This window comes from Candidatus Saccharibacteria bacterium oral taxon 488 (genome assembly GCA_013099015.1).
Taxonomy (GTDB): Bacteria; Patescibacteriota; Saccharimonadia; order Saccharimonadales; family Saccharimonadaceae; genus Nanosynbacter.
The window spans coordinates 111718-136958 of the sequence record CP039998.1 but is presented as its reverse complement, the minus strand read 5'-3'; the positions used below and the strand labels follow the sequence as shown (position 1 = coordinate 136958).

General features: G+C 47.8%; 24 protein-coding genes, 3 tRNA genes, 2 other RNA genes and 1 pseudogene. 10 read left to right on the top strand and 20 right to left on the bottom strand.

Annotation, left to right across the window (positions count from 1 at the left end; all coding sequences use genetic code 11):
• Positions 1–2: 2 nt before the first annotated feature.
• Positions 3–1979, bottom strand: a complete 1977-nt coding sequence (gene gyrB / locus FBF29_00720) for a DNA topoisomerase (ATP-hydrolyzing) subunit B (GenBank protein QJU07231.1) — start codon at positions 1977–1979, stop codon at positions 3–5.
• 159 nt (positions 1980–2138) lie between these two features.
• Here gyrB and FBF29_00715 point away from each other — a divergent pair, with 159 nt between their 5' ends.
• Positions 2139–3704: a hypothetical protein gene (locus FBF29_00715; protein ID QJU07230.1), complete on the top strand. Its 1566-nt coding sequence runs from the start codon at positions 2139–2141 to the stop codon at positions 3702–3704.
• Positions 3705–3720: 16 nt separating this feature from the next.
• A complete protein-coding gene (locus FBF29_00710) occupies positions 3721–4284 on the top strand; it encodes a hypothetical protein (GenBank protein ID QJU07229.1) in 564 nt (187 codons plus the stop codon).
• Between the two features lie 492 nt (positions 4285–4776).
• Here FBF29_00710 and FBF29_00705 read toward each other — a convergent pair.
• The 4 genes and pseudogenes from FBF29_00705 to ssrA form a co-directional block, all read right to left on the bottom strand.
• Positions 4777–7359: pseudogene (locus FBF29_00705) on the bottom strand (ATP-binding protein).
• A 4-nt stretch (positions 7360–7363) separates the two neighbouring features.
• On the bottom strand, positions 7364–7777 hold the full coding sequence (locus tag FBF29_00700; GenBank protein QJU07228.1) for a hypothetical protein: 414 nt from the start codon (positions 7775–7777) through the stop codon (positions 7364–7366).
• Between the two features lie 39 nt (positions 7778–7816).
• Complete coding sequence (locus tag FBF29_00695; GenBank protein ID QJU07227.1) at positions 7817–8197, bottom strand: hypothetical protein; 381 nt, start codon at positions 8195–8197, stop codon at positions 7817–7819.
• Positions 8198–9352: 1155 nt separating this feature from the next.
• Positions 9353–9751, bottom strand: a transfer-messenger RNA (tmRNA) gene (gene ssrA / locus FBF29_00690).
• 66 nt (positions 9752–9817) lie between these two features.
• Between ssrA and FBF29_00685 the strand changes: the two genes are divergently transcribed.
• The 4 genes from FBF29_00685 to rplT all read left to right on the top strand — a co-directional run bounded on the left by FBF29_00685 (position 9818) and on the right by rplT (position 12459).
• Positions 9818–11335, top strand: a complete 1518-nt coding sequence (locus FBF29_00685; GenBank protein QJU07226.1) for an ATP-binding protein — start codon at positions 9818–9820, stop codon at positions 11333–11335.
• A gap of 90 nt (positions 11336–11425) precedes the next feature.
• Complete coding sequence (locus FBF29_00680) at positions 11426–11920, top strand: translation initiation factor IF-3 (GenBank protein QJU07225.1); 495 nt, start codon at positions 11426–11428, stop codon at positions 11918–11920.
• Positions 11920–12114 carry a 50S ribosomal protein L35 gene (gene rpmI / locus FBF29_00675; GenBank protein ID QJU07224.1) on the top strand — a complete coding sequence of 65 codons (195 nt, stop codon included), beginning with the start codon at positions 11920–11922 and terminating at the stop codon, positions 12112–12114. Before FBF29_00680 ends, rpmI begins: the two co-directional genes overlap by 1 nt.
• A gap of 3 nt (positions 12115–12117) precedes the next feature.
• Positions 12118–12459 carry a 50S ribosomal protein L20 gene (gene rplT / locus FBF29_00670; protein QJU07223.1) on the top strand — a complete coding sequence of 114 codons (342 nt, stop codon included), beginning with the start codon at positions 12118–12120 and terminating at the stop codon, positions 12457–12459.
• 49 nt (positions 12460–12508) lie between these two features.
• Here the strand turns inward: rplT and rnpB are convergent.
• Both rnpB and FBF29_00660 read right to left on the bottom strand, forming a co-directional pair.
• Positions 12509–12852, bottom strand: an RNA gene (gene rnpB, locus FBF29_00665) — RNase P RNA component class A.
• Positions 12853–13022: 170 nt separating this feature from the next.
• On the bottom strand, positions 13023–13679 hold the full coding sequence (locus FBF29_00660; protein QJU07222.1) for a site-2 protease family protein: 657 nt from the start codon (positions 13677–13679) through the stop codon (positions 13023–13025).
• 76 nt (positions 13680–13755) lie between these two features.
• Here FBF29_00660 and rpmB point away from each other — a divergent pair, with 76 nt between their 5' ends.
• Complete coding sequence (gene rpmB, locus FBF29_00655) at positions 13756–13971, top strand: 50S ribosomal protein L28 (GenBank protein QJU07221.1); 216 nt, start codon at positions 13756–13758, stop codon at positions 13969–13971.
• Positions 13972–14026: 55 nt separating this feature from the next.
• Here rpmB and FBF29_00650 read toward each other — a convergent pair whose 3' ends face one another.
• The 6 genes from FBF29_00650 to FBF29_00625 are packed head-to-tail and all read right to left on the bottom strand — an operon-like array spanning position 14027 to position 18888.
• Complete coding sequence (locus FBF29_00650) at positions 14027–14665, bottom strand: Zn-dependent hydrolase (protein ID QJU07220.1); 639 nt, start codon at positions 14663–14665, stop codon at positions 14027–14029.
• A 10-nt stretch (positions 14666–14675) separates the two neighbouring features.
• Complete coding sequence (locus FBF29_00645) at positions 14676–15266, bottom strand: transcriptional regulator (GenBank protein QJU07219.1); 591 nt, start codon at positions 15264–15266, stop codon at positions 14676–14678.
• 24 nt (positions 15267–15290) lie between these two features.
• Positions 15291–16175, bottom strand: a complete 885-nt coding sequence (gene miaA, locus FBF29_00640) for a tRNA (adenosine(37)-N6)-dimethylallyltransferase MiaA (GenBank protein ID QJU07218.1) — start codon at positions 16173–16175, stop codon at positions 15291–15293.
• Positions 16157–16480, bottom strand: a complete 324-nt coding sequence (locus FBF29_00635; protein ID QJU07217.1) for a cysteine methyltransferase — start codon at positions 16478–16480, stop codon at positions 16157–16159. Before FBF29_00635 ends, miaA begins: the two co-directional genes overlap by 19 nt.
• A complete protein-coding gene (locus FBF29_00630; protein QJU07216.1) occupies positions 16458–17093 on the bottom strand; it encodes a hypothetical protein in 636 nt (211 codons plus the stop codon). Before FBF29_00630 ends, FBF29_00635 begins: the two co-directional genes overlap by 23 nt.
• The gene (locus tag FBF29_00625; protein ID QJU07215.1) at positions 17077–18888 is read right to left on the bottom strand and encodes a threonine--tRNA ligase; all 1812 of its coding nucleotides are present in this window, start codon (positions 18886–18888) and stop codon (positions 17077–17079) included. Before FBF29_00625 ends, FBF29_00630 begins: the two co-directional genes overlap by 17 nt.
• Before the next feature lie 337 nt (positions 18889–19225).
• Between FBF29_00625 and FBF29_00620 the strand changes: the two genes are divergently transcribed.
• Together FBF29_00620 and FBF29_00615 are read left to right on the top strand one after the other, a co-directional pair.
• A tRNA-Val gene (locus tag FBF29_00620) sits at positions 19226–19302 on the top strand.
• Positions 19303–19410: 108 nt separating this feature from the next.
• Positions 19411–19875, top strand: a complete 465-nt coding sequence (locus tag FBF29_00615) for a hypothetical protein (GenBank protein ID QJU07214.1) — start codon at positions 19411–19413, stop codon at positions 19873–19875.
• Here the strand turns inward: FBF29_00615 and FBF29_00610 are convergent.
• From FBF29_00610 to FBF29_00580, 7 genes are all read right to left on the bottom strand, one after another.
• Positions 19811–21493: a glycosyltransferase family 2 protein gene (locus tag FBF29_00610; protein ID QJU07213.1), complete on the bottom strand. Its 1683-nt coding sequence runs from the start codon at positions 21491–21493 to the stop codon at positions 19811–19813. The two genes, FBF29_00615 and FBF29_00610, sit on opposite strands and share 65 nt — an antisense overlap.
• Before the next feature lie 4 nt (positions 21494–21497).
• The gene (locus tag FBF29_00605) at positions 21498–21875 is read right to left on the bottom strand and encodes a hypothetical protein (protein ID QJU07212.1); all 378 of its coding nucleotides are present in this window, start codon (positions 21873–21875) and stop codon (positions 21498–21500) included.
• Between the two features lie 7 nt (positions 21876–21882).
• Positions 21883–21958, bottom strand: a tRNA-Thr gene (locus FBF29_00600).
• Positions 21959–22024: 66 nt separating this feature from the next.
• On the bottom strand, positions 22025–23125 hold the full coding sequence (locus FBF29_00595) for a hypothetical protein (GenBank protein QJU07211.1): 1101 nt from the start codon (positions 23123–23125) through the stop codon (positions 22025–22027).
• Positions 23028–23561 (bottom strand): PH domain-containing protein, encoded by a 534-nt coding sequence (locus FBF29_00590; protein ID QJU07210.1) that lies wholly within the window; start codon positions 23559–23561, stop codon positions 23028–23030. The genes FBF29_00595 and FBF29_00590 overlap by 98 nt, the downstream gene beginning before the upstream one ends.
• 7 nt (positions 23562–23568) lie before the next feature.
• Positions 23569–23645 (bottom strand) — tRNA-Arg (locus FBF29_00585).
• Between the two features lie 57 nt (positions 23646–23702).
• On the bottom strand, positions 23703–24206 hold the full coding sequence (locus tag FBF29_00580; GenBank protein ID QJU07948.1) for a nucleoside-diphosphate kinase: 504 nt from the start codon (positions 24204–24206) through the stop codon (positions 23703–23705).
• A gap of 107 nt (positions 24207–24313) precedes the next feature.
• Between FBF29_00580 and FBF29_00575 the strand changes: the two genes are divergently transcribed.
• Complete coding sequence (locus FBF29_00575) at positions 24314–25234, top strand: hypothetical protein (protein ID QJU07209.1); 921 nt, start codon at positions 24314–24316, stop codon at positions 25232–25234.
• Positions 25235–25241 lie beyond the last annotated feature (7 nt).

Here is a 25241-nt window from a genome sequence, read left to right as displayed (position 1 = left end):
GATTAAATATCCAAATCCTCCAAGTTAGCATTTTTTGCCCAGCTTTGAATAAAGTTTTTGCGCAAACTCACGTCATCGCCCATCAACCGCGTAAAGATCGCATCCGCCTCTTCGGCGTCTTCCACACTGACTTGAATCAATACACGATTTTCTGGATTCATCGTTGTCTCCCACAGCTGGTCGGCATCCATCTCACCAAGACCCTTAAATCGTGAAATTGTCACGCCAGCCTGCTTGGTGACATCTTGTTCATCATCGATTGCTGTACCACGACTTTTCTTATCGGCAATTAGGCTCGCCAATACTTTGTCTTTTTCATCCTCATCATACGCATAAATCTTCTTCTGCCCACGGTTGATTGAGTATAGCGGTGGTTTGGCAAGATACACATAGCCACCCTCAACCACCTCCTTCATATAGCGGAACAGGAAGGTCAGAAGCAACGTCGCGATGTGACTACCGTCAACATCGGCATCAGTCATGATGATAATTTTGTGGTAACGCAAGCCATTAATATCAAACTGATCACCGATACCGACACCAAATGCCTGGATCATTGCCACAATCTCTTTGTTAGCAAACATTTTATCAAGTCGCGCCCGCTCAGTATTCAACACCTTACCGCGGAGTGGCAAAATCGCCTGTGTTTTGCTGTCGCGACCCTCTTTGGCCGACCCAGCCGCTGAATTACCCTCGACGATGTAAATTTCACTATCGCTCGGGCTCTTGCTCGAGCAATCCCACAACTTACCCGGCAGCCCCATACCATCAAGTGCGCCCTTACGGATCACATTGTCACGAGCTGCTCGCGCCGCCTTACGCGCCCGAGCCGCCAAGGTCGCCTTGCCGACAATTTTCTTAGCAATACTCGGGTTTTCCTCAAGATAATACGCAAAATACTCGTTCATCACCTGCTCGACATAGCGGCGCATTTCTGGATTACCAAGTTTGTTCTTGGTCTGACCTTCAAACTGTGGATCAGGCAACTTGACTAAGATAATTGCCGTCAGACCCTCACGAATGTCGTCACCGGTCAGGTTATCTTCCTTTTCTTTCAGCAGGCCATTCTTACGCGCGTAGTCGTTGATAACCCTCGTTAAGGCTGAGCGAAAACCGATCAAGTGCGTACCACCATCTGGTGTTAACACGTTGTTGGCGAACGGCTTTACTGTCTCAATGTAAGTATCATTATACTGTACGGCAATCTCTACCATGCAATCTTCAACCTGTCTCTCAACATAAAAGACATCGTTTGATAAAATATCTTTACCAATGTTGAGGTGCTTCACGTAGCTCTGAATACCGCCCTCAAAGTAAAATGACTGTCGCTCACCTGTTCGATTGTCGATAACCGAGGTGTGCACGCCTTTGGTGAGGTATGCCTGGTGGCGCAGATAACTAACCACCCACTTATAGTCAAACTCCACCGTCTCCTTAAAAATCGTTGGATCTGGGTAGAATATTATGCGCGTTCCGGTTGACCGATCAGTTTTACCAACCTTCTTCAGTGGTTCAGCGATACCACCAGTTGCAAACACCACGCGGTACAGCTGACCATCACGCACTACTTCAGCGATCATTTTGGTTGAAAGCGCGTTTACCACGCTTGAGCCTACGCCGTGGAGTCCAGATGACACTTTGTAGCCGCCGCCGCCAAACTTACCACCAGCATGCAGCACTGTCAGCACGGTTTCTAGAGTAGACAAACCAGTTTTTGGATGTTTATCAACCGGAATACCGCGCCCATCATCAGTCACCTGCACACCACCGTCTTCTAACAGCACCACCTCTACTCTCGTCGCATGGCCCGCGATTGCCTCGTCAATTGAGTTATCAGCGATCTCCTTAATCAAATGGTGAATACCATCATACCCCGTGCTACCAATGTACATTCCCGGCCGCTTACGCACCGGTTCGAGACCCTCCAAAACCTGGATTTGCGAGCCATCGTAGGCTTGCTTATCTGTTTGTTTAGCCATGCTTCCCTCACTATTTCTGATTTGTCAGCTATTTACAACTCCCCCATTATACCGCAAAAAAAGTGTTCACTCAAGCTATTTGCGTAAAAGCGATCACTGTGCTATAGTGGAGACGGAATTTTTACGAAAACATAAAACTAATGGAAAATAAGGAACGGCATGTTTAAGAAAATCGTCTCCCACCTCGCGTTTAGCCCAAGCCTCATCCAAGAGCTCGGCTTTTACGCGAAACGCCTCCACAAAGAGGAAATCACTCGCAAAACCGGTCTCATTCTGACCGCCCTAGCGCTCATCGTGCAGTCATTTGCCGTTTTTCAACCACCTGAATCTGCCAATGCCGCCAATGCTTCAGACCTTGTTTATGGCGGTATTCATACGAAATCACAGCTGCTCGCCGCGTGGGACAATAACTCGCAAAATTATCGTGACATGCTGCAGCACGCTGGCATCACACGCGAGAACTTGGCGAGTGCTCGCGACTCTGAGATCAGTACTCGCAGCAGCGGCCGCGATAATGGCTGGCAGTCCTGGAGCCGAGTTTCACGCTTCGGCCTTCAGCGCGGAGAAGTCCAGTTTCAGGTTGGTAGCCTGACGCTATATTCGCGACCAATGGCTGAATTTGACACCGGGCGCAACCGCAGCGGCTCAGGCTCATGGTATAAATCATTTGTCGGTACGACTAGCGAGGGCAAACCGTTTGCTATCATGAAGGCCTGTGCTAACATTATGCTCAAAGAATTGCCAAAACAAAAACCGAAACCAACCGCCGCCTGTAAATTACTCGAGCGGCCCGTCGTCACCGACCGTACCAAGGTCTCGATGACAGCGTATGGCGATGTCCAAAATGGTGCGACTATCGCTGGCTATACCTTTATCATTAAAAACTCAGCCGGCACCGAGGTGCTCCGCAAACGTGTCAATACCACCGCTACGAGCACGTCATTACAGCACACACTCGACAAGGACGGCACGTATACCGTGTCCGTTATTGTCCACACCAGCCTCGGTGACCAGACGAATAGTGCCTGTGCTTCGACCGTTACGATCAGTCCAAAACCACGCTGTCCACTTAACCCAAGCCTACCGATAGACCATCCCGACTGCCAGCCGTGCCCAGGCGACGCCACAATTTGGGTCAAAGACACAACCTGTAAAGCCCAGGTTACCCGCACCAAGGCGGCACATAACCTGACCTCTGGCGGCGATGCCACCAAGAAAAAAGCCAACGCCAGCGACCGCATTGAGTATAAGCTAACCGCTAAAAACGAAGGCAAAGCTCCAGCAACAGTTGATCTGAAGGACGAGTTATCCGATGTACTAGAATATGCCGATATCTATGATAATGGTGGTGGCACCTTTGATAAGGAAAAGCGCACCCTTTCTTGGCCACGAGTCACCCTTAAACCAGGCGAGCAAAAGGTTATAACCTACGTCGTCCAGCTCAAGGGTCAACTTTCGGCTAAGCCACGCGGCACCAGCGACCCGTCATCGTATGACTGCCGTATGACAAACGTCTTTGGTACCAGTGTCGAAATCGTTGTCAACTGCCCAACGCCAAAGGTCGTCGAGCAGACCGTCGCTACCCTGCCGCGAACCGGCCCTGGAGAAAACATGTTATTTGCCGGTATCATTGCGGCTGTTGTAACCTTCTTCTATTGCCGCTCACGACAACTGAGTAAAGAGGTCCGCATCATTCGCCGTGATATTACAGCGGGAACGTTATAACATAGGGAGGGTAAATATGTCAGAAAAAATTCATGGGGCTAATCCAGAGTTAACAGAGAACGCTCGCGAACTTGAGCGGTCAGCCGGCGAAGTAGAACGCTCAGCGGCTGAAAAATTAGAGGAGCGGGCTGAACGAGCCGTCGAACAGCAACACGAAGGTATCGACAAAGCTCACCGTGAGGCATTAGAACAAGCCGAGACAAGCCAAACCGCTGAAACGGAGAAGCCAGCAGCCTCAGAAACACCTCGCCAGATCACCAAAGCCGACCGTACTGACAGCTACCGGAAAACCATGGAAAAGATGCAAAGCGAACTACCGCCAGCGTCACGCACCTTTAGTAAAGTCATTCACAACCCAGCTGTTGAAAAAGCCAGCGAAGCTATCGGTAGCACCGTCGCACGCCCGAACCTCATTATTGCCGGCGCACTCGGTGCGATTGCCTCAGTTATTGTCTACTTCGTTGCCCGGCATTACGGCTACGTTCTCTCTGGATCAGAAACGATCATTCTCTTTGGTTGTGGTTGGGTTATCGGCGCCATTATTGAGTACGCCCGCGTTGGTTTCCTCAATAAAAGATAGCTTGGCCCACGCCTAGCGTAGCTTAATTGATACCTCGCCATTATCGTTATTATCACCACGCAGGTCGAGGCGGTTTTGCGGCTCTGCCTGCTGCAGTTCTGCCGCCATTCTATCAGCAATTGATAGCGGCGCGGCCTGCGCAGCCACATCCGAACCAGTCACTGTTGGCGCAGACGCCGGATGTCGATCCAGCGATCGTGAATTATCATGATGGGGGATATCTATCGGCTGCCCCGATAGCCCGTTCAACGAAGTACCAACTCCCTGCGGCGTCTGGCCAGCTGGCGGGGCTGGCATAGCAATACCTTGTGGCGCAGCGCCTTGTCCAATCTGTGGCGGCCGTATAGAAGCCGACTGCGATTGTGTGCCCGCCAAGCCTGAGGTCGGCGACGCTAGTCGCGACGGAGCTGGACGGCCTGGCTGTGGAGCTAGCGGCGATGGCACGCCCAACCGAGACTGCCCCGCACCCGGAGCAGCAGCACCCACAGCCCCTGGTTTACCACCACCAAGTTGTTGACGTTTTGACAACCACTCGTCCAGGAAAGACGAACCGCTCTTTGTAGCCGGCCGATTGAGTGATGGGCCAGTCGGCGAAGCCGCTGGCTTTTTATTGCGACCAAGCCGCTCAAAGATCTCTTTCTCAACCACCGCGCGTGGTTTGCCGTACTTTGCTGCCGATAGTCGCACCAACGCATCACGAAGCTGATTGTTAACCTGACCCATCGGTGGCACCCAGTTCATGCTAAACGGCGCCGACGGCACATTATTGATCATCACCGAAGCGATCGACTGGAAATTTGGTAGCTTTGATAAATCATCAATATCAAACACTGGCTGAAACTTCTTAACCATCAATTCCGCGTCGGTGATACCAATACGCCCCGAGATAACCGTACCAATGTTACCAATAATGGCCTCACGAATCTTCTCCGTTAGCTGTGTCATAAACTGGTTACCCATTATCAGGCTCAGCTTATATTTTCGCGCCTCGGACAAAATTGATTCAAAACTATCAGTTGCAAAGTTCTGCACCTCGTCAACATATAGCGAAAAGTCTTCACGCTGCTCCTCGGGTATATCAGCCCGGGACATAGCTGCCGCCTGGAACTTCATGATAAAGATAATTCCTAGCAGCTTGGCATTGAGCTCACCAAGCTTACCTTTCGACAGATTAACTAGCAGAATCTTTTTATTATCCATAATCTCACGGATGTTAAACCCTGACTTCGTCTGGCCGATGATATTACGCATTGAATCGTTAGAGATAAATGGGCCAAACTTCGAGACCACCCACGATATCACTTCACCGGCCTCATTTGATCGTTGCGAGGCCGGGAACTCCTTTGTCCAGAAATCAATCACCTGCGGATCGGTGACGTACTTCAGCTTACTCTTCACGAATTCTGGGTCAATGAGACACTTTGGCACATCAATAAATGTTCCACCCGCCGGATCCGCCATTAACAGCAGCGCACAGTTACGAAAAATATGCTCAAGCCGTGGCCCCACAATACCGGTATGCCCCGGATCGTACAGCCCATACAGCATGTTAATCGCCTCCTGCACCAGAAAGTCCTTTTGATCCGGACTGTCGAATTCAAACATATTGAGACCAATCGGGTTTTCCATATCGGCGGGGTTGAAATAGATAATATCTTCCACTCGCTCTTTCGGCACCTTCCCCATGAGCGACTCGACCAAATCACCGTGCGGATCAATCAGCGCAAACCCTCGGCCATCCATCATGTCTTGATACGCCATATTTTCCTGCAATACCGACTTACCAACACCAGTCTGACCAATGATGTAAACGTGGCGGCGGCGATCCTTCGTACCGATACGAATTGGCTTTTTCGTACCACGAAATTCATTGTAACCAATCAATAATCCCTCATCCAAAACGTCAGTTGGCCCATCAACCTGCTTGGACATCTGCCGCTTAACCTGTGAAGTTGGGATGGCAGTTGCGCTCGGCAAGTGAAACAGAGTCGCCATCTCGACACTATTAAGGATATTACTGCGAATATGCTGCGGGAAAAACCGCATAATATACGCCGTAGTCATTTCCTCAATATTATTTGTCAGCGAAAAACGAAAACCGTTATTGCGTGGCGAGTCAAACATCGCAAACGCAGCGATAATATTTTTAAGCAGCACCTGTGAACGAGCGGCAGTATTTGATGAAATTACCACTCGCACCAATACCTCATACGCCGGATAACGCGTCTTCTCGCTAACGGCATCAACCTCTGCCTGCTCGAGTGACGATAGCTGTTTATCCTCAGGCTTGATCTCACCTTCTTTTTCTTTTGCCGACTGTGGTGGTTTCCACAACGCCTCAAAAATGTCCCCGACCATTGAGATATCAACGCCCGCCACCTTCGTTGATTTCTTGCCCTTGTTCTTCTTCATTTTCTCAACATGCTCTTCTGAGGCACGCGACCAACCCTCCCGCGCCGGCCGAACCAAGAACTGTAAGCCAATACCATCGTCTTTTGTCGCCGCCGACATGGCATTCAGTAGCGCCCGCGACGCGTCTCGCTTTGACTCTTGGTAGGTTGCGATAGGATAGACGAACGACTTACGGAGCGAGAATTCGCCGCCAATTGTCCCGCTCATCTTGCCAATTTTACTAAACACATTCGTATCAGCCACTTCTTCCAACCGCGCCGCCGGATAAGCTGCCGCAATCGCTTGGCGAATCACATCGACCAGCACCGTCGGTACCACGGCATAATAATGCACCAAACCACCACGCGCAATAATCTCAAACGACAAATGGCGCTGCCCGTAGAGTCGACTCTTAAATCCTTTCGTTGCGGTACTTGATATAATGTTATACATCACTTGCGCTTGGCTGAGAATTTCTTCCGTTAGATCACGCTGGTCACGACTTGCCCCATCAATATCTTCACTTGATGGCGGCAAATGAATTAGCAGCGGCACCATTTTCAGCCCGCGCTCATAATTTTTTGCTTCGCGCAGCATCTTGCGATACTGCAGCGTGACAATCGTCACACCGATTGCCAATACTACGACGACAATAAAACCAGTAATTAACGGTCCGCTATCCATATTCCTATCCGTTCGATTGGCCCATCTCCCTGTTGTACCTCTTTTTGAGGTAGTCGGCCTGTAGTTGCGCAATTACCCGCGCTCGCTCGTACGGATCATCCCTTGTCAAAGTAATAATCCGTTTCAATTTGTCAACCCACTCCTTTTCAATCAAATCATCATCACCAGCTATCAGCGGCGTATCGTCAGTTGACGTCGTCGACGACGCGGGAGCCTGCACCACTGGAGGCGCTGGCACCGGAACAGTCGGCAGTACTGTTGCTGGCATCTGTGAGTTCGCCACATTCACCGCTGGACGTTCGGCGGAACGTCTCTCAGCCTCTACCTGATTTGTATCACCATCCAGCCGAAGCTCACCGCTTGAAGCAGGCGGTAAACTCTCAATCGGTGGACGCACCTGAGGCAACTCTGGATTCATACCTATATTGTACCACGTTACCGATAGAGTTCCTACGCTCTAAAATCGTTTGTGTATGTAAAAACAACCAAGGCCCAAAAAAAGCACCAGGAGCAAGATATCCCATGCCGTGACACCGCCAATTGATTGCATGCCAAGTAAGATAACCGGTATAAGCCCGATGATACTCGCATAATAATATAATTTCAACGGCGTTACCGAGGCCAAGCCACGATACATATTATGTCGAACAACACGCATTGCCACACGCCTCGCCGCGACCATCACTAAATAACAGCACGACGCAGTTGCTACATACAGACACACAAAAAACGCCAGGACGCCCAACGGACCAACGCTCATTGGCGTCACCGTGTGCACCAATACGACATCTGCTGTCACAGCCAGCGCCGCGACTATAGCAACATACCGACACTTCATACTCACACTATATCATAGACTAAGGGAGCCCAGGCGACGAACCATTATATGATCAAGTGAACCATCCGCCGCACTCAATAACTATTAGGGCGCGGTCACCTGTTCAAAGTCCGCCGCTCAGGGCAACTGACCGCTCCGAATTTCGGAGCATGTCCTTGCGCAACGTTCCTCATCCTGCACATCCAGTAGTCTCATTGCTAATCCTATAACAAGGATTAACTGGATGCGCAGTGGTACTAGTTATGCGCGCGCTCAACGCGTCACGGTATAGCCACTAACTGAACGTTAGGCTATAAAGTTCGGCGGAGCATCGGCAACACTATGGCCGAATAATTTTTTATTATTCCGGCTTCATACTGCTGCCGACTATACGCCAAACGACATGCACTACTGCGGACTGAGCCATATAAGCTTGTTAATGTTGTTATTGTTATATTCAGTTTTTTGCTTTTTATTTTCTCAAAAGCTTGTACCAATACTATCATGTATATGCTTATCGGTCAATACTTTGCATAAAAAATATGTTGTATTTATAACATTTTTATAATAATCTTTATATATTTTCATCTGTTATATTCTATAAAATGTTTTATACACAACATTGTAATATAAACATATGCTTGCTGTACCGCCCGCTAATTCATAGTTCTTGTATAGTCACCCCATACGACATCATGAATCCAACAAATAATCTAGTAATTGATCCAGCTCGCTGAACGTTTATACAAATAAAATACCAAAACAACCAAGCCCTCAGCATATCCCGTTTCGCCATCTCGCGGGTAGGACACCGGCCGTGTGCGGCACCAACTAGGAACTACTAGGGTTCAACCGTCTCGTCCGGCAACAACCTATATTTTTCATCAAACTGCTTCACTAACCCTCTAAATTATGTGGTATTTTTTACCTAGATTTTTTCTCAAAAATTATTGACATAACCATTTTTATCATTTACTATAGGGGTAGCTTCTGAATAAAAAAGTTATACACAACTTGTCGGGAGCCAAAAATAAACAGCACACGTAAAACTCCACTTTTTGAAAACAACCACTACTCGCAGGTGGTTGTTTTCGTCTCCTGGCAACACGCTCGAGCTGCATTCTCACTGATTACGATAAAAAATAATCGACCACCCTGGGTCGATATATCACTATATGGTGGAGCTGCCGGGTACCGCCCCCGGGTCCAACTGGTATCATGACATTCGTCTACGAGCATAGGTTCTTTTAATTTATTTTATAACGTTGCTCGGCTTAAAAATAAACCGAAAAAACCAAGCTTCGTTACGCGGAGAAAGTCCCGCATGTCCGCCGCTTCCGAACATGCAGCCAGCAACATATATATGACGCCCTAGGCTTTGCCTGTTGCCGCAAAGCAAGGACGGTCGCTTAAATTAAGCAGCGACTGGTGCAGCAGCCATCGGAGTGAAAACGCTCTTTAAGCTAGCAAATACACCTGCAAGTTTAGACTTTGCAACTAAAACATACGTTACGCGTATCGTCGGCCCGCAGAATACCTTGATAAAGTCCAATTGTCGAAAGCTATATCAGCCCCATCAATCCGCCTTAATTATAACAACCTTCCCTTTTCAAGTCTAGCCATCTATGCTTTACTAGGTATATGGTTAGCAAGGTAGTTTCAGCGACGCCATATGGCTTTCACGGTCAGCTTATTGAAATTGAAGGCGACATATCACGAGGACTACCTGGACTACAAATCGTCGGACTTGGCAACAAAGCAATTGATGAATCGCGTGATCGCGTTCGCAGTGCCATCAAAAACTCGCTGCTCGATTTCCCAAAAGGTAAAATTACCATCAATCTCGCCCCGGCGGAACTGCCAAAAGACGGTACGCAATTTGACCTACCAATAGCCCTCGCAATTCTCTGTCTCGGCAAACAACTTCCTCAAACCGCCCTAGAGGGAGCGCTATTTGCTGGTGAATTGGCACTCAATGGTAGTCTTCGCCCCATTCGCTCGGCCATCACCATCGCCGAAACCGCCAAACAACACGGTATCTCAACCATATACCTACCGGCCTCCAACAGCAAACAAGCCCTGCTCATCCCCGACATTACTATTATCCCCATCAATAATCTAACGGAATTATTCCTCCACCTCAAACAAGAAAAACTCATCCAACCCGCAGTAAAAACAAAGCAGCAATATCGCCAAAAGAAACGCGGCATCATCATTGATGACATCCGCGGACAAGAGCAGGCCAAGCGAGCCGTCGCCATTGCCGTCGCGGGTAGGCACAATATTTTGCTGTCCGGACCACCGGGATCCGGCAAAACCATGTTAGCACGCGCACTCAATTCGCTCCTACCGCCGCTATCTGACACTGAGATTATCGAGGTGACAAAACTCCACAATCTTGACGGCAATCAAGTTAGTCATGATATCGTTATCGACCGACCATTTCGCACACCACACCACACCGCAAGCCGCATATCAATGATTGGTGGTGGTGCAAAGGCCACGCCCGGCGAAATTAGTCTCGCGCACCACGGCACACTTTTCTTAGACGAATTATTAGAATATCCACGAACTACATTGGAGTCGCTTCGTCAGCCGCTTGAGGATAAGCAGATCATAATTTCCCGCGCCCAAGGTAAATACTACTACCCCGCCAATTTTATGTTAGTTGCCACGATGAACCCTTGTCCATGTGGTTATCTGGGCGATCCAGAAAAAAGTTGCCGTTGCTCATCGACACAAATCTTGAACTATCAGAAACGATTATCTGGCCCGCTCCTTGATCGTATTGATCTAACAATCAATGTTTCCCGCGTCGCACATGAAGATTTGTTGTCCCGTAAGTCATCGTCGGATTCACAACAAAAACAGTTTGAAAATATGATTAAGGTAGCCCGTACACTACAAACTAACAGATACAGTAATAGTAATAAATACAACGCTGATATAGATAGTAGTAGCGTTGATAAAATAGCTGCACTAACGGCTGAGGCCAAGCAATTTCTCCTTGCAGCCGCCAAAAAGCTTGACCTAAGCGCTCGTGGCTATTTCAAAGTTATCAAGGTCGCTCGCACTATCGCTGATCTTGAGTCATCACTAGAAATAACCATTCCTCATGTCGCCGAAAGCCTACAATACCGGCAGATTATCCCGACCTAGCGCTTGAAATCCACCCTTATACCTGATACAATGACTGATGAAATTAATCTAAAATTGCTTCAAAAGGAGAGCTAGGAGATTAATAAATCAATTCGTATCAACGGAGCGATCCGTGCTCGGGAACTGCGCGTTGTTGGTTCTGATGGTGAACAGTTGGGGATAATGCCCCTGCGCGACGCCCTTCAAGCGGCGGAGGATGCGGGACTTGATCTCGTTGAAATATCACCAAATGCCAATCCACCAGTCGCCAAAATTCTTGACTGGGGCAAGTTCCAATATCAGAAGATCAAAGACCAGCAGCGCAACAAGCGCGCGGCAAAAGTCGGCGATCTCAAGCAAATGCGCTTTGGCCTGAAGATTGGCGCTGGCGACCTCGAAGTCAAGCTGCGCAAAATACGAGACTTTCTCGCCAATGGGCACAAGGTCCGTATCCAAGTCGTCTATAAAGGTCGCGAGATGGCGCATAAAGAAATCGGTTACGAATTGATCCAAAAAATCACTGATCAGCTTGAGGAAGAGGCAATTCTAGAACAAAAACCTCAGATGGCTGGTCGCAATCTGAGTGTGGTAATAAGGAGTAAATAATGCCAAAACTAAAGACCCACAAAGGTACCGCAAAGCGCATTAAGTTAACGAGCTCTGGCAAGTTAACTCGTCAACGTGCATTTGGCGGTCACTTCTTAGCCAAGAAGTCAAAAAGCCGTAAGCGGGCAATTAATACAACAGCAAAAGTAACAGGCTCAATGGCAAAAAATGCCCGACGAGCGATGGGAGTTTAATCTATGAGGGTAAAACGAGGCGTCCCTGGACACGCAAAGCACAAGAAAATTCTAAAAGCCGCTAAAGGCATGCAGCACAATCGAACTCGTAGCTTTCGCTTAGCAAAGCAGGGGGTAATTAGAGCTCTGCAATATGCCTATCGTGATCGACGCAACAGAAAACGAGACCTCCGCAGCCTGTGGATTACCCGGATTAACGCAGCCGCTCGCCAAGAGGGCACAACGTACGGCAGGCTCATGGCTGCTCTCAAGGCAAAGAATATTGAGCTTGATCGAAAAGTGTTGGCAGAGTTAGCCGTTAACGAACCTACGGCCTTTACCGCAATTGTTAAAGCAGCACTATAAGAAAGTGCTTTCAGTAAACTAAAACCTTCTCCGCTGAGAGAAGGTTTTAGTTTACAGCCTACCGATAAGCCGGGTTCTGTCGCGAGCGATCATCTATCTAGTTTACCTGTTGCCAGGTAAATCAAGCGGTTATCGGCCTACGAGCGGACAACTCATTTGTAGGCCTCCTTGCAGTCGACAGGGTTTACCTCTCCTCTATGTCACCACCGAGGACTGTAAGCTCTTACCTTACTCGTTTCACCTTTTCCTTTGTGTCTATTGCCACAAAGGTAGTTTTGTTTCTGTGGCACTTTCCCTAGGGTTACCCCCGGTCGCCGTTAGCGACTGTCGGTGTCCTTTACTGCCCGGACTTTCCTCTTGGCTTCACTGCCAAGCGATCGCTTAGTAGGCTGCCCTATTATTATACATCATAAAAGCCCCAAGCAGTGCAAGCGCGTGATATTCCCCCGCATAAATGCAAGGTGGGTATCCGCAACCAGTCACCACGATGACTGACCATTAGGACTCCCTATCATATGATGTTAGGAAAATCATATGCGCCCGCTTACCTGAGGCTATCTCTATTATACACCAAAAATCACGCAAAAGAATTGGATAATACCGTTCGTAGCGAACGTCATAATTCGCCCAATTGCCGCCTGTCCAATCATAACAATGATAAACACCACCATTACCCCGTAGCGCTCAATCCACTCCATGCCACGGCGCACACCCTCTGGAGCAAGCGCGTACAGCACCCGCGACCCATCAAGTGGTGGCAGCGGCAACATATTAAACACGAAAAAACCTAAATTAACCAACACGACGAGGCTAATGATTTGCCCCACTAATGTATTTTGAATCAGCCCGCCGCTAGTAATAACCCCGCTGATGACACCCACGCCAAACGCTAAAAACGCTAAAAACAAATTAGTCAGTGGCCCAGCAAACGCTACAAACGCTGCGCCCCATTCACCGTGTCGCACGCGCTGAGGATTAAATGGCACCGGCCGAGCACCACCAAAAATTGGCAGTCCCAACACAGCCAGCAATAGTGGCAATAAAAGCGTCATGAACGGATCAATATGCTTCAGCGGGTTTAATGTCAGCCGCCCCTCTGCCTTGGCTGTGTCATCTCCAAGGAAATAGCCCATAAACGCATGCATCGCCTCGTGTAGCGTCATTGAGACGAGAATAACCACCAAGACCATACCTAAATATGCCAAATCCATGATTACCATTATAACACCTTGACTAATTATAGAAATACCGCTACAATACGATAGATTGTTTAGTTAATATAAAGCGAGGTTGGAAATGGCATCACGATGCGAACTAACCGGCAAGGGCAAGCAATACGGTCACAACGTTAGCTTTTCCCTTCGCCGTACCAAGCGCACTTTTAAGCCAAACCTACAGAAGAAAACTCTTGTAGTAGATGGTCAAAAAGTCACGTTGGTTCTGAGTACTCAAGCAATTCGTACTCTTAAAAAGAAAGGGCTGTTACGCCCAATACAGACAAAAACCGCCTAAGCTCGAACCCCCTCCAAATAAGGAGGGGGTTTATTAGTGCAACGTATCGACCAGCCTAGCTCCGCGCGACAGTAATGATTGAGAGTTGTTCGGGTAAAGATGTCACTCCCTTCACCTTCCACTTTGGCCCAGCGTCAACAGTCTCCACGCCCATTTCGCTAACAAACACCGACAGGTCGTCTTGCGGCACTTCGTAGTGTAGCGCGCCATCAGCATAATGCACTGGGATAACTACTTTCGGCTCCAGCTGGCGTACCATATGAGCCGCAGATGTCGCGTCAAGCGTGTAACCACCACCGCCAACCGGTATCACAACAACATCAACGACACCAATCTCCTCTAGCTGAGACTCTGACAATTTTGGGGCAACGTTACCTATAATCACAACACGCACACCACCAATTGCTAAACGGTAAATCGTTGATTTTTTAACATCAGTTTCCGTATCAATGTATCGCCAGGCTGCCACCCCTCTCAGAGATACGTCGCCGACCTCATATTCACCCGGACCGCTGAAGAGTAACCGTGGTGTTACATTACTTGCGGCAAATCTATCCTCTGACAATATCTCAACATCCTGCCCCCCGAGATTATCCTTAAGACCAACCAGCGATAACGCTGGATCAAACGCAATTTTTACCATTTTCGTTGTAAAAATAACGTTATTTGCACCTTTGTATTCTACTTCAAACATATACGTCTCCTTATCCTAGTATGCTCTCTACATCTACCACAACCGAGTGCTTACTATTCATTATTTCCATCACAAACTTATCTCTAACGCTCAGACGATAGTAAAAATCATCATAGCTCATTACAGCATAATTCAGCTCTCTCCCCTCGGCTTTTTCAATTTTCTTAATGGCGACACCCACTCTCGACTCCGATAGCCGACCAACTAACAATATATCAACCCGACTCGTCGATCCATGCACTAACGCGCCGGCAACTATAGCGATCTTCAGTCCGGACAGCCGAGCAATATCGCCCACCCACGGTATACTGTTCTTTTTGTTATGGTCGGTTTGCTCACTCGGTCGCTCATCAGCAAAAATCATCTTTAGTGGCGTGAAGTATGCATACTGCTGATTCGCAGCGTAATACAATTTATTGTCATAATTATTCGAAACAATGACTCCGACTCTGAGCATATTTGATAGTTCACGCCGCACCGAGTTAATTTGCTCGCCGATCAATCGCGTAATCTCTCTAACATAAAACGATTTTTCAGGGTTCGCTAAAAACAGGTGTAGTAACTTCACCCTCGTTTTTGAGCCGAACAGCGCATCAATCATGTATTAAAAATTGTACCATAAATTTTACGCCTGAGCCAAAAGTTGTGACAAATAGTGTTCAGCAGAGTCAAGCGTCGCCCACATGATAAACGGGTTACGCCGCAGCCACGTCATCTGTCGCTTCGCCAACTGCCAATCAGCTACAACAAATTGCCGCTTTAATTCACTTTCGGTAATATTTTTATTCAAAAACTCTCGAACCAACGGATAGACATTACCTGTCATGGCCTCATTATCCCAGCCATATTTTCGGGCTAACAACATTGCTTCATTCACAACATTATTTAAAAATAATTGTTCAGATCTGAGCACAATTCTTGTTCGTAATATTTCCTTATTTGTTGCTATACCTACAACGATACTATTATCTCTAGTCATAAAGTTATATCTGTTATTTTTACTTTTTTGTTCAATAGCACGTATAAGATAGCGTTTATTCTTGTTATTCTCTGGTAATTTTATGTTGTATTTATAACAATAATATTGTAGTTCGGCTACTGTCCTTTTTTCTAGCTCACGCCGTAAAGCAGAATCAGGAGGATCTCCAAATTGAAAATTAAAAATTACCGCATCAATATAGAGACCCGTGCCGCCGACAAGAAATGGTAAACACCCCCGAGAGCGAATTTCACTTATTTTTTGCAGAGCATACTCCTTAAACTGTGCGGCGCTAAATGTCTCGCCCGGACTAACTAAATCAAGGCCCCAATGAGGCACTACTTCTCGCTCAGCCATAGTTGGCTTTGCCGTACCAATATCCATGTCTCGATATATTGTTCTGCTATCGGCACAAATTATTTCGCCATTATATTGTTTTGCTAGACGAATCGCTAGCGAGGTCTTACCACTAGCAGTCGGCCCCGCGATAACAACTAGGGGTAATTTTGCTTTTATAGTTTCGGCCGCCATCGTCGTTCCTCAAAATCAATTATCCGCCACCTCTCATCGCAATAAATACCATCTTGTTCAAGTAGCTGCCTTTGCACACCTTGCCCACCCGGAAAACCTACCGCCAAGCCACCTTTCGCGTTCACTAGGCGATGCCACGGCAAATTCTCTGGGCCACCATGCGCTATCCCGCCCACAGTTCGCGCTGCGTGCGGGTGTCCAGACAGTGCTGCCAGGTCACCGTACGTCGTCACCTTGTCGTCAGGTAGCTGCGCCATGAGAATATAGATCCGGTCTCGCAAGCTAGCTATTGGCAATTCGCTCAATTTCCACCTCCACTTCTGACCACGAACGGCATCGCACCACTCTATCCGGCAAACTATCTGCTCTATTCCAAGTATAATCACCAAATAAGATGGCATTACGACCAGTCTCGGAAACAGCTAAACAATGTTTCAACTGGTCATCAATTAAAACATCGGCATTAATTTGCGTGATTAACTCGGTTTTTGTCAGTTTATGAGAGCCCTCGTGCACTGTATCCCATAGGCCAGAGAAGTAGACCGCAGAACTGGCGAAAATCCCTGGAAAATGCTCCTCGATCCAAAGCAGCGTATCGCTTTGCACCTGCAAGCGACGCGAAGTAGCCACCATGAGATGATGCACCTGCGACATGTTTCTAAGCACCTCCTCCGCCCCCCCTATATGAGCATATCCCTTTATCGCACCAGAGTCGTGAAAGACATGAGCACGCCGTTCTGCCTCCTCGCTATCAACATGCCACATCTCTGACCAATGTTCGCTATAGTCATCAACCCTCAATCGTGTGCCCCACCGTTCATTGCTAAACGCCACAAACCCGATTGCATTTTCTGCTAGAACATCGTCGATATCAATTGCAATTCTTAGCCTACGCACAAGATTACAGTCCCCGTACATACTCAGCTAGCTGTTCAAGCGGAATTTGCTCTTCACCCGCATGCGTCCTGATGCTTACGACACGTGCTATCTGATCCTTTGGCCCAACAATAATCTGTATTGGTATTTTTACAACAGTCGCCTCACGAATCTTTTTCCCGAGGGATTCATTACGACTATCTATTGTAAATCTTACATCGTTGTATTTTATTGGTTTCATTAAGGTCACCTCTGATAAAATCGATGTAATTTTATCAACATAGTCTGAGACGGTGTCATTAATCGTTAGAATGCGTACTTGTTCTGGCGCCGCCCAAAACGGGAACCAGCCACCCGTGTGTTCAATGAAGACACTCAAGAATCGTTCAATCGACCCGAGCAGCGCACAGTGAATCATCACAGGTGTTGTAAAATTACCATCAATCTCGGTATACTCTAAGCCGAACCGTTGCGGCTGCACGAAGTCCAGTTGCACCGTCGCAACTTGGTGCTCACGTCCGATCGCATCGGTTGCCATAAAGTCGATCTTTGGTCCGTAAAAAGCAGCCTCACCTTCCTGCTCAAAATAATCCAAACCAACTTTTTCAACGGCTGATTTCAACTGATTTTGTGCGGAAACCCACAGTTCACGTTCGCCCAAGTACGCATCAGAATCGTCGCGATAACTTAGTCGAACCCGCAGTTTCATATCAATAGTACCGTATAATTCCTGGGCAGCGGACAGCAAATTATTGATTTCTTGTTCAATTTGGTCTGGACGACAAAAGACATGACTGTCATCCTGAGTCAGCGAGCGCACACGATTCAGACCGCCAAGCTCACCGGTTTTCTCGTCACGATAATCAGTGGTCGTCTCCAAGTAGCGCACCGGCATATCGCGGTAGCTACGAGGTTGTGAAGCAAAAATCTGCGTATGGTGCGGGCAGTTCATCGGCTTTAACGCCATTTCATCACTGGTTTCCTGACTTTTAACCAAAAACAGCTCTTCGCCAAATTTGGCCCAGTGGCCTGACGTTTCATACAGGTCCTTTTTGGTAATATGCGGCGTCCAGACTTTTTCAAAACCAAACCTCTGACGCAGCTGATTTGAGTATTGGGCCACGATATCGCGCAAGATAGTTCCACGAGGTGTAAATAACGGCAGGCCTACACCCACTAACGGTGAGGTTGTATATAGATCAAGTTCCCTGCCTAGCTTTCGGTGATCACGTTGTTTGGCTAGCTCTAATTTCTCCAAATATTCATCCAGCTCTTCCTGCGTGGCAAAAGCCACACCGTATAATCGCTGCATTTGAGGATTCTTTTCATTACCACGCCAATAGGCGCCTGCAACTCGCATCAGCTTAAACGCACCGACCTGACTGGTGTTTGCAATATGGGGTCCACGGCACAAGTCCTTAAACGATCCGTTTGTGTAGAATGAGACTTCATCAAGCGCACTATTACCTTCAGCAATTGTACCCATTTCTGCAGCGTCCAGATCTTTTGCTACCGTTGTCCCGGCACGTTTTAGGTCATTAAGGAGTTCTTCTTTATACGGCTGATGGCTGTCTTTGGCCCATTGAATTGCTTCATCAATCGGGTATTTTGTGCACACAAAATCTTGCTTTTCGGCAATGATCCGTCGCATTACCTTTTCAATTTTATTGAACTGCTGCTCACTGATCTTCGTTTCACCAAGATCAATATCGTAATAAAACCCATGCTCAACGACCGGACCGACTCCGAATTTGGCATCTGGCCATAATCGCTGCACGGCCGCCGCCATAATATGCGCCAGGCTGTGTCGCATTGCATAGAGTTTATCTTCACTCATAAAACCTCCTTTAAAGTAATTATAAAAGCACGCCCAACGCATATAGCGTGCGTGCCTCGGTCCTGGGGACAAGCCAGGAGGTTCCACCTTGGCGATGACTCTTGCTCCGGCTGGTTTCGTGCGCCGCAACCGCTTTCACGTTGCTCGAGAGGTGGTTAGTCTCCGTCCTCGCTACTCTCACCGTAGCATAGTTAAAAGCTCTGGGCAACCTTTATCGTATTTACTAGGTAGCGGATCCGTAATGCTACGCCAAGAAACGACGTGACGGCCGACCCCTACACTCTCCGCAAGAGGTAATTGCATTCACCACTAATTCCTGCTATTATTGGGAATAGACGGGCGATTAGCTCATTTGGCTAGAGCGCTTCATTGACGTTGAAGAGGTGAGAGGTTCGAATCCTCTATTGCCCACCATTATTGCATACAACCCTCGCAGTGCGGGGGTTTTAGTTTTTTCTATTTTACACATTTTCATATACTTTTCCACTAGTATTTTTTATAGCGATATGTCAATATATTGATATGATTTGTATAAATTGTTTTCACGATAAAACTACTACCAAAAACTCCCGCAAGCACACGAAACACCCCAGCGTCTGGCGGCGACGGGCCTGTCCAGAATGTGGTGCAGTCTTTACGACATACGAACGGGCTACGCTAGACGGGCGCATGGTGCTAACACACGACGGGTCAACCACCCCTTTCAATCTAGGAAAGCTCATCATAAGCATTAGCCGTAGCTTTCAACATAATAAGCATGCTGCAGCACATGACAGCTACTTCCTTGCACAAACTGTGCAGGAACAGATTATCAAGCAAGGTAAGCCGCTATCTACACAAATCATCGCTCAAATAACACACATGATTCTCCAACGTTACGACCCGGTAGCGGCACTCCAGTACGCCGCCCAGCACCGACTCATCACTTCTCGGCGACGCGGGAGGCCTTCGACCGTTTACGTGCAGTCGCCTTCTGGCGAGCATTAATCGCCGCTGTGGCTTTTTCGGTGACGTCAAACTTATCAAGATACCGCCCAACTAACAGACGGGTCTGTGCAGTGAATGCTGCGGCGGAGCTATAGACAATGGCCGTCACCGGCATCAGCACCCACTGCAAGAGCATCCAGATATTCCGGCGGCGCGTGTAGCGAATTGGACGTGACGGTAAAAGCTTGAAGGCACTAAAAATCGCTATCGCCATACCAATTAGCGCAATTTGCTGCAGCGTGCTCACCGTATCAGGCAATTGATGCGCGGCGACACTACGGGCGGCCTCGGCATTAATGATAAGTGGTACCCAGCCACCAAAAGCGATCAGAATTGAAACACAGGCTAACGTCACGTGTCCATCAAGCAACCTGACAAATCGCGAAAAGCCAGCCCAAAATGGTACATTACGCTGCTTGGTAAAGACCCGTTCGCCAACATACGCGACATCAGATGCTCCATACGCCCAGCGACGAAGCTGAATAAACTGCGCTTTGAGCGTTTTCATATACGTGGCTGACAATACCGCGTCTTGATAAATCGGTACATGGAGTGGTACGACCCCGTAGTTACCACCAAAATAGAAATAACTGCGCCAATATTGGTGGCCATCTTCGACGATCGTTCGAACACTCCAGAAGTCCATCTCAACGAGCGCATCCATCGGTTGAGCATGTGAAGCAAAATTACGTAGCGAATGAGGGCGCATTGAGCTAATAATATTCCAAAATGAGTTACCCGTCGCGACCACACGCATCGGCGCCGGCACGTCCCAAATGTTACTAGTGAATAGGCAAACTGGTTGATATGAGTAGTGCTTACGGTCCTCGCGGACGATATATTCGTATGTCAGGTAATCAAAGTAGGTTTCATGTGGCTTGTTGTCACAATCCATCGTCGTAACAATAACGTTACTATACGGAATATGCTGCTCCTTGAGCCACCCCTTCAGCCAGCGCCCGGCATGCGTAATATTGCCACCCTTGCCGATCACCTCATTTGGAATGTCTTTTGGATGCTTGACAATGTGAAAGGCGTGAAAATACTTGCCATAGCGTTTTTGTAGTGTCTTGGCAGTTGTGTCAATATCCTTACCGCCCCGCTCCTCATACGCAAACACCATAATCATGTGTTTTTTGTCGTACGTAGTGGCAATCACTGATTGAATGGCTGGCTCAATCACCTCAATACTCTCATTGTAGGCGGGCATGATAACTGCGTTATAAATTTCCGACGGCTTCGGGAAAAACCCTGGCTGCGCGGAAGCGATGAGGCGTAAGTTTTCTTTATGCTGCGTAAAACCAACCTCCTTATGTCGTTGGTCGCGAATACGTGCATATACCGCCTGTGCGTCTTCAAGATCTTCAAGACGCGCATGCCAATCAATCAGACTCGCTTTATCCATTTTGGCGCGGCCAGCAACCATATGATACGTGATACCGACAACGCGTACCATCATCGACAGAATAATAATGAGCAGATAGAGCGACGCAATCAGCGGACTAAACATCGACAACACGATAAGAAGAATAACCGCGCCATAGCTTAACAGACCCGGCAGGACTTCCAAGAATCGATAGAATGGCTTTCGTTTACCAAGTGGTATCTCTATATCCATAACCCTACACCACCGACGCAATTACGATTATTGAGTAAGCAAACAGTGCTAGCATAACTGATATAGCAATTGTGAACCAAAGGAACGCCAACGCTAAATCACGACGCTGGACCGCAGCAAGCTTGGCACTCAACATAATGTGCCCAACCGTAATCATAAGCTGCAGCACGCCGTACGCCCAGAGTGAGTACCAGTGACCGCGATACAGCCCCGTCACACTAAACGCACTGTGCTGAACAATGACCTGAGTTTCCTTGGGTTTAATAGTAATAGCAAAGGAGATAATGATTACTAACGCCAACAAGACATTAGCAACGACGAGACCAAACAGCCAGCGATCTTTCATCATCTGTCGTAATGTGCTTGTGATATGCTTCTTCATATTACTCTGGAGCCGCTGACCGGATTCGAACCGGTGACCTACGCTTTACGAAAGCGCCGCTCTACCAACTGAGCTACAGCGGCATGCCTCCCCAAGGATTATAGCAGATGGACGAGGCTTTCGCAAAGATGACGACGGATAACGGAAGGCTATTTTTGCTCACTTGATTTTTGTTCGGCCGGCTGATCAAGGTGGACATAATAAGTGACTTTTTTACCATTGATCAACTTATCAAAATTAGTTTTGAACGTCGTCAGTGGAATCTTGAGATATGAATAAGTGACCGAACTATCGTCTCGCGAGCGTGGCTGAACAAAGTAGTAGCCATCGCCACCGAGCGGTTTAATAACCCCAGAGATCGTACCATCTGCAGTTTTAATCGCCGCCTCGGTCAAGCCACCGTCTTTGTTGGTCTTCGGAATAACAGTCTCTGGCATTACTTGTACTCGTTCGCCTAACGCCGCCGCGACATCCGTCAACGATTTACCGGCCTTGAGCTGCGCTTCAACTTCCTTAACAAGGTTGGCCGCCGCTTCATCAACAGCAAACGACACTTCCCAGCGCAGCAGCGATGCCCTAATACCATCACGCGCCTCATCAAGCGACCAGCCTATCATATCTTTTACCGCCGAACGGTAGGCTTCTTTTGACAGGCCGGCATCCTTTTGCTGGCGGTCCATCTCTTCATCAACTCTTCGATCATCAACCGATATACCCTTTTCTCTCGCTAACTTGCGCACATATGCATCCTGCACCGCTTGGTTCATGGCTCGCTGCCGCTGAAAAGCAACTTTATCACCAGCCTGATCTTGACCCTGAGTCTTAAGCACCGCCATATTACCGCGATTATACAGTAAATAATCGCTATAACGCACAAATTCCCCTTCAACTGAACCGGCCGGTAGCGGCAAAATTTTGGTAATGCGATATGCTAAATCGCTCGTGTCCTTCCAGACATAGAGCTGAAGATATAATAGAACAATCACCGTCACCAGCCCAGCTATACTAATAAAAATCGTGTTCCAGACTAGTTTATGCTTGGAATACTGTATCGGATATTTGTGTTTACGCCCACCAGCCAGCACCTTTTCGCGATGCTCCGCGACCGTGTCATTGGTAATCCGTGACGGCAGTGAACGCTTGTCCTTTTTTTTACCCTTCGTTGTTTTCTTTAGCACGATCACTCCTTTCAGCGGCGAGGTCCACCGCATCTTGCAGCTTATTATAAATCTTATCTGGGTGTTCAACATTTTTGATAACAAGATCACCAACAAATGTCTGAATAACTATTGTACCAAATTTGAACATTTCGCCCGTAAAACCAGGCACAACGTAGCTGATATTCTGGACTTTTGCTAGTTTAAGTTCAATTACATCCTTACCAAAAAAACCATGCTGCGTTATCTGGCGAAGTCGCTGATTTGTCACAATATAATACGTATAAAACCACATCAAAAAATGATAACCAAACAGAACGAGTCCAAAAATAAAGCTACCGAGAAACACCCATAAAAGATTAAGATTATCCTGCCAGATAAGATACGGCAGTGCGCCAATCGTCATCGGAACGAGCAGCAAGTAAAAACCCTTGCGCATGGCAATAATATGTCGACGAAACACAAACAACAGCTCCTCGCCATCGCGCTGACCATCAAATGCTTTGGTTGATTTGACTTTCTTTGTCATAACTCTTTGGTACCCCGGGCAGGAGTCGAACCTGCAACCTTATCCTTAGGACGGATCTGCTCTATCCAGTTGAGCTACCGAGGCATACATAAAAACTACCCGTGTCAATTATAGCACGGGTAGTTTTGAGTGACGAGAATGCTATCGAGTAAACTTTTCGTTTAATGTGACATAGTCCATCAATTCTTCGGGCTTAAACCAGTGAGCGACTTCCTGCTCTGCCTCGTCAGGATCACCCGACGCATGGATCAGGTTTGGCACGCCCTTCCGACATTCGTTAGCATAGCCAAAGCTAACATGTGAATAGTCACCACGAATCGTACCCATGTCGGCAGATTTCGGTTCAGTTGGGCCGACAATTTTACGCACCACGGCGACCGCCTCAACCCCCTCAAGGACCATAGCGATAACTGGCCCGTCCATCATCATATCAAGCGTCATCCCAAAGATTTCTTCACCACGGCGCGTTACCATCTTGCCAATCGTTTCGTAGTGCGCAAAGTAGTGCTCACGACCTGGGGCCACCATCTTGACACCGATAATCTTGAGGCCAACGCGCTCAAATCGCTGCAAGATTTCACCGACGATTCCCCGCTGTACTGCATCAGGCTTGAACACAATCAGTGTTCGCTCAATGCCACACATATTCTTCTTTTTTGACTCAGCCATACGCCTCCTTCGTGTATTATTTTCTTCATCATAGCAAAAAGTATTCATTTGATAAACGGTATAGATGTTGTTAAAATTAAACTATGTATTTCTCCGAAGCATTAGCAGATTTCCTGGAGCACCTAGAAGTTGAGGGTGGCCGTAGTCCTCGCACCATTGAGAACTACAAATTATACCTTGAACGCTTCATTGATTTTGCTGGTGATATTGATGTTGCAAAAATAACATCAGAGACAATTCGTAAGTATCGCCTCTGGTTAAACCGTTATAAAAATAGCAACACCGGTGAAGAATTGTTGTTAATTACACAAAACTATCACTTGATCGCCCTACGTGGATTGTTGACGTATTTATCACAACGGGATATCTCTTCGCTAGCTGCCGACAAGATTACCCTACCAAAAACCGTTCGCAAACAAGTCACATTTCTTCACTACGACGAGGTGGTACGACTAATTGAGCAGATCCCCCTGGACAATGAACCGGGCCTTCGCGACCGAGCAATCATTGAGCTTTTGTTTTCGAGCGGACTGCGCGTGTCGGAACTTGTTAACTTGAACCGTGACCACATCAATCTCGCTCGACGCGAGTTTATGGTGCGCGGCAAGGGCCAGAAAGACCGGCCCGTATTTGTCTCAATGTCCGCTGCCGAGCACGTCAAAAATTACCTTGACGCGCGGCATGACAACCTGCCGGCTCTATTCATCAGCTATAGCAGGCGCCTAGCAAAGCCATCAGTTTCTGGCGATTATCGTCGGCTGAGTGCTCGCTCGATCCAGCGGATGGTATCGCACTATGCCCGACTTGCTGGCATCACCAAGCACGTTAGCCCGCACACTATGCGTCATAGCTTTGCCACCGACCTTCTGATGAATGGAGCGGACCTACGGGCGGTACAATCGATGCTTGGTCATAGCAATATCGCCACGACCCAGATTTACACACACGTCACCGACCAGCACCTCAAAGACGTCCACGAACGCTTTCACAGTGATACGAGATAGACCCCTA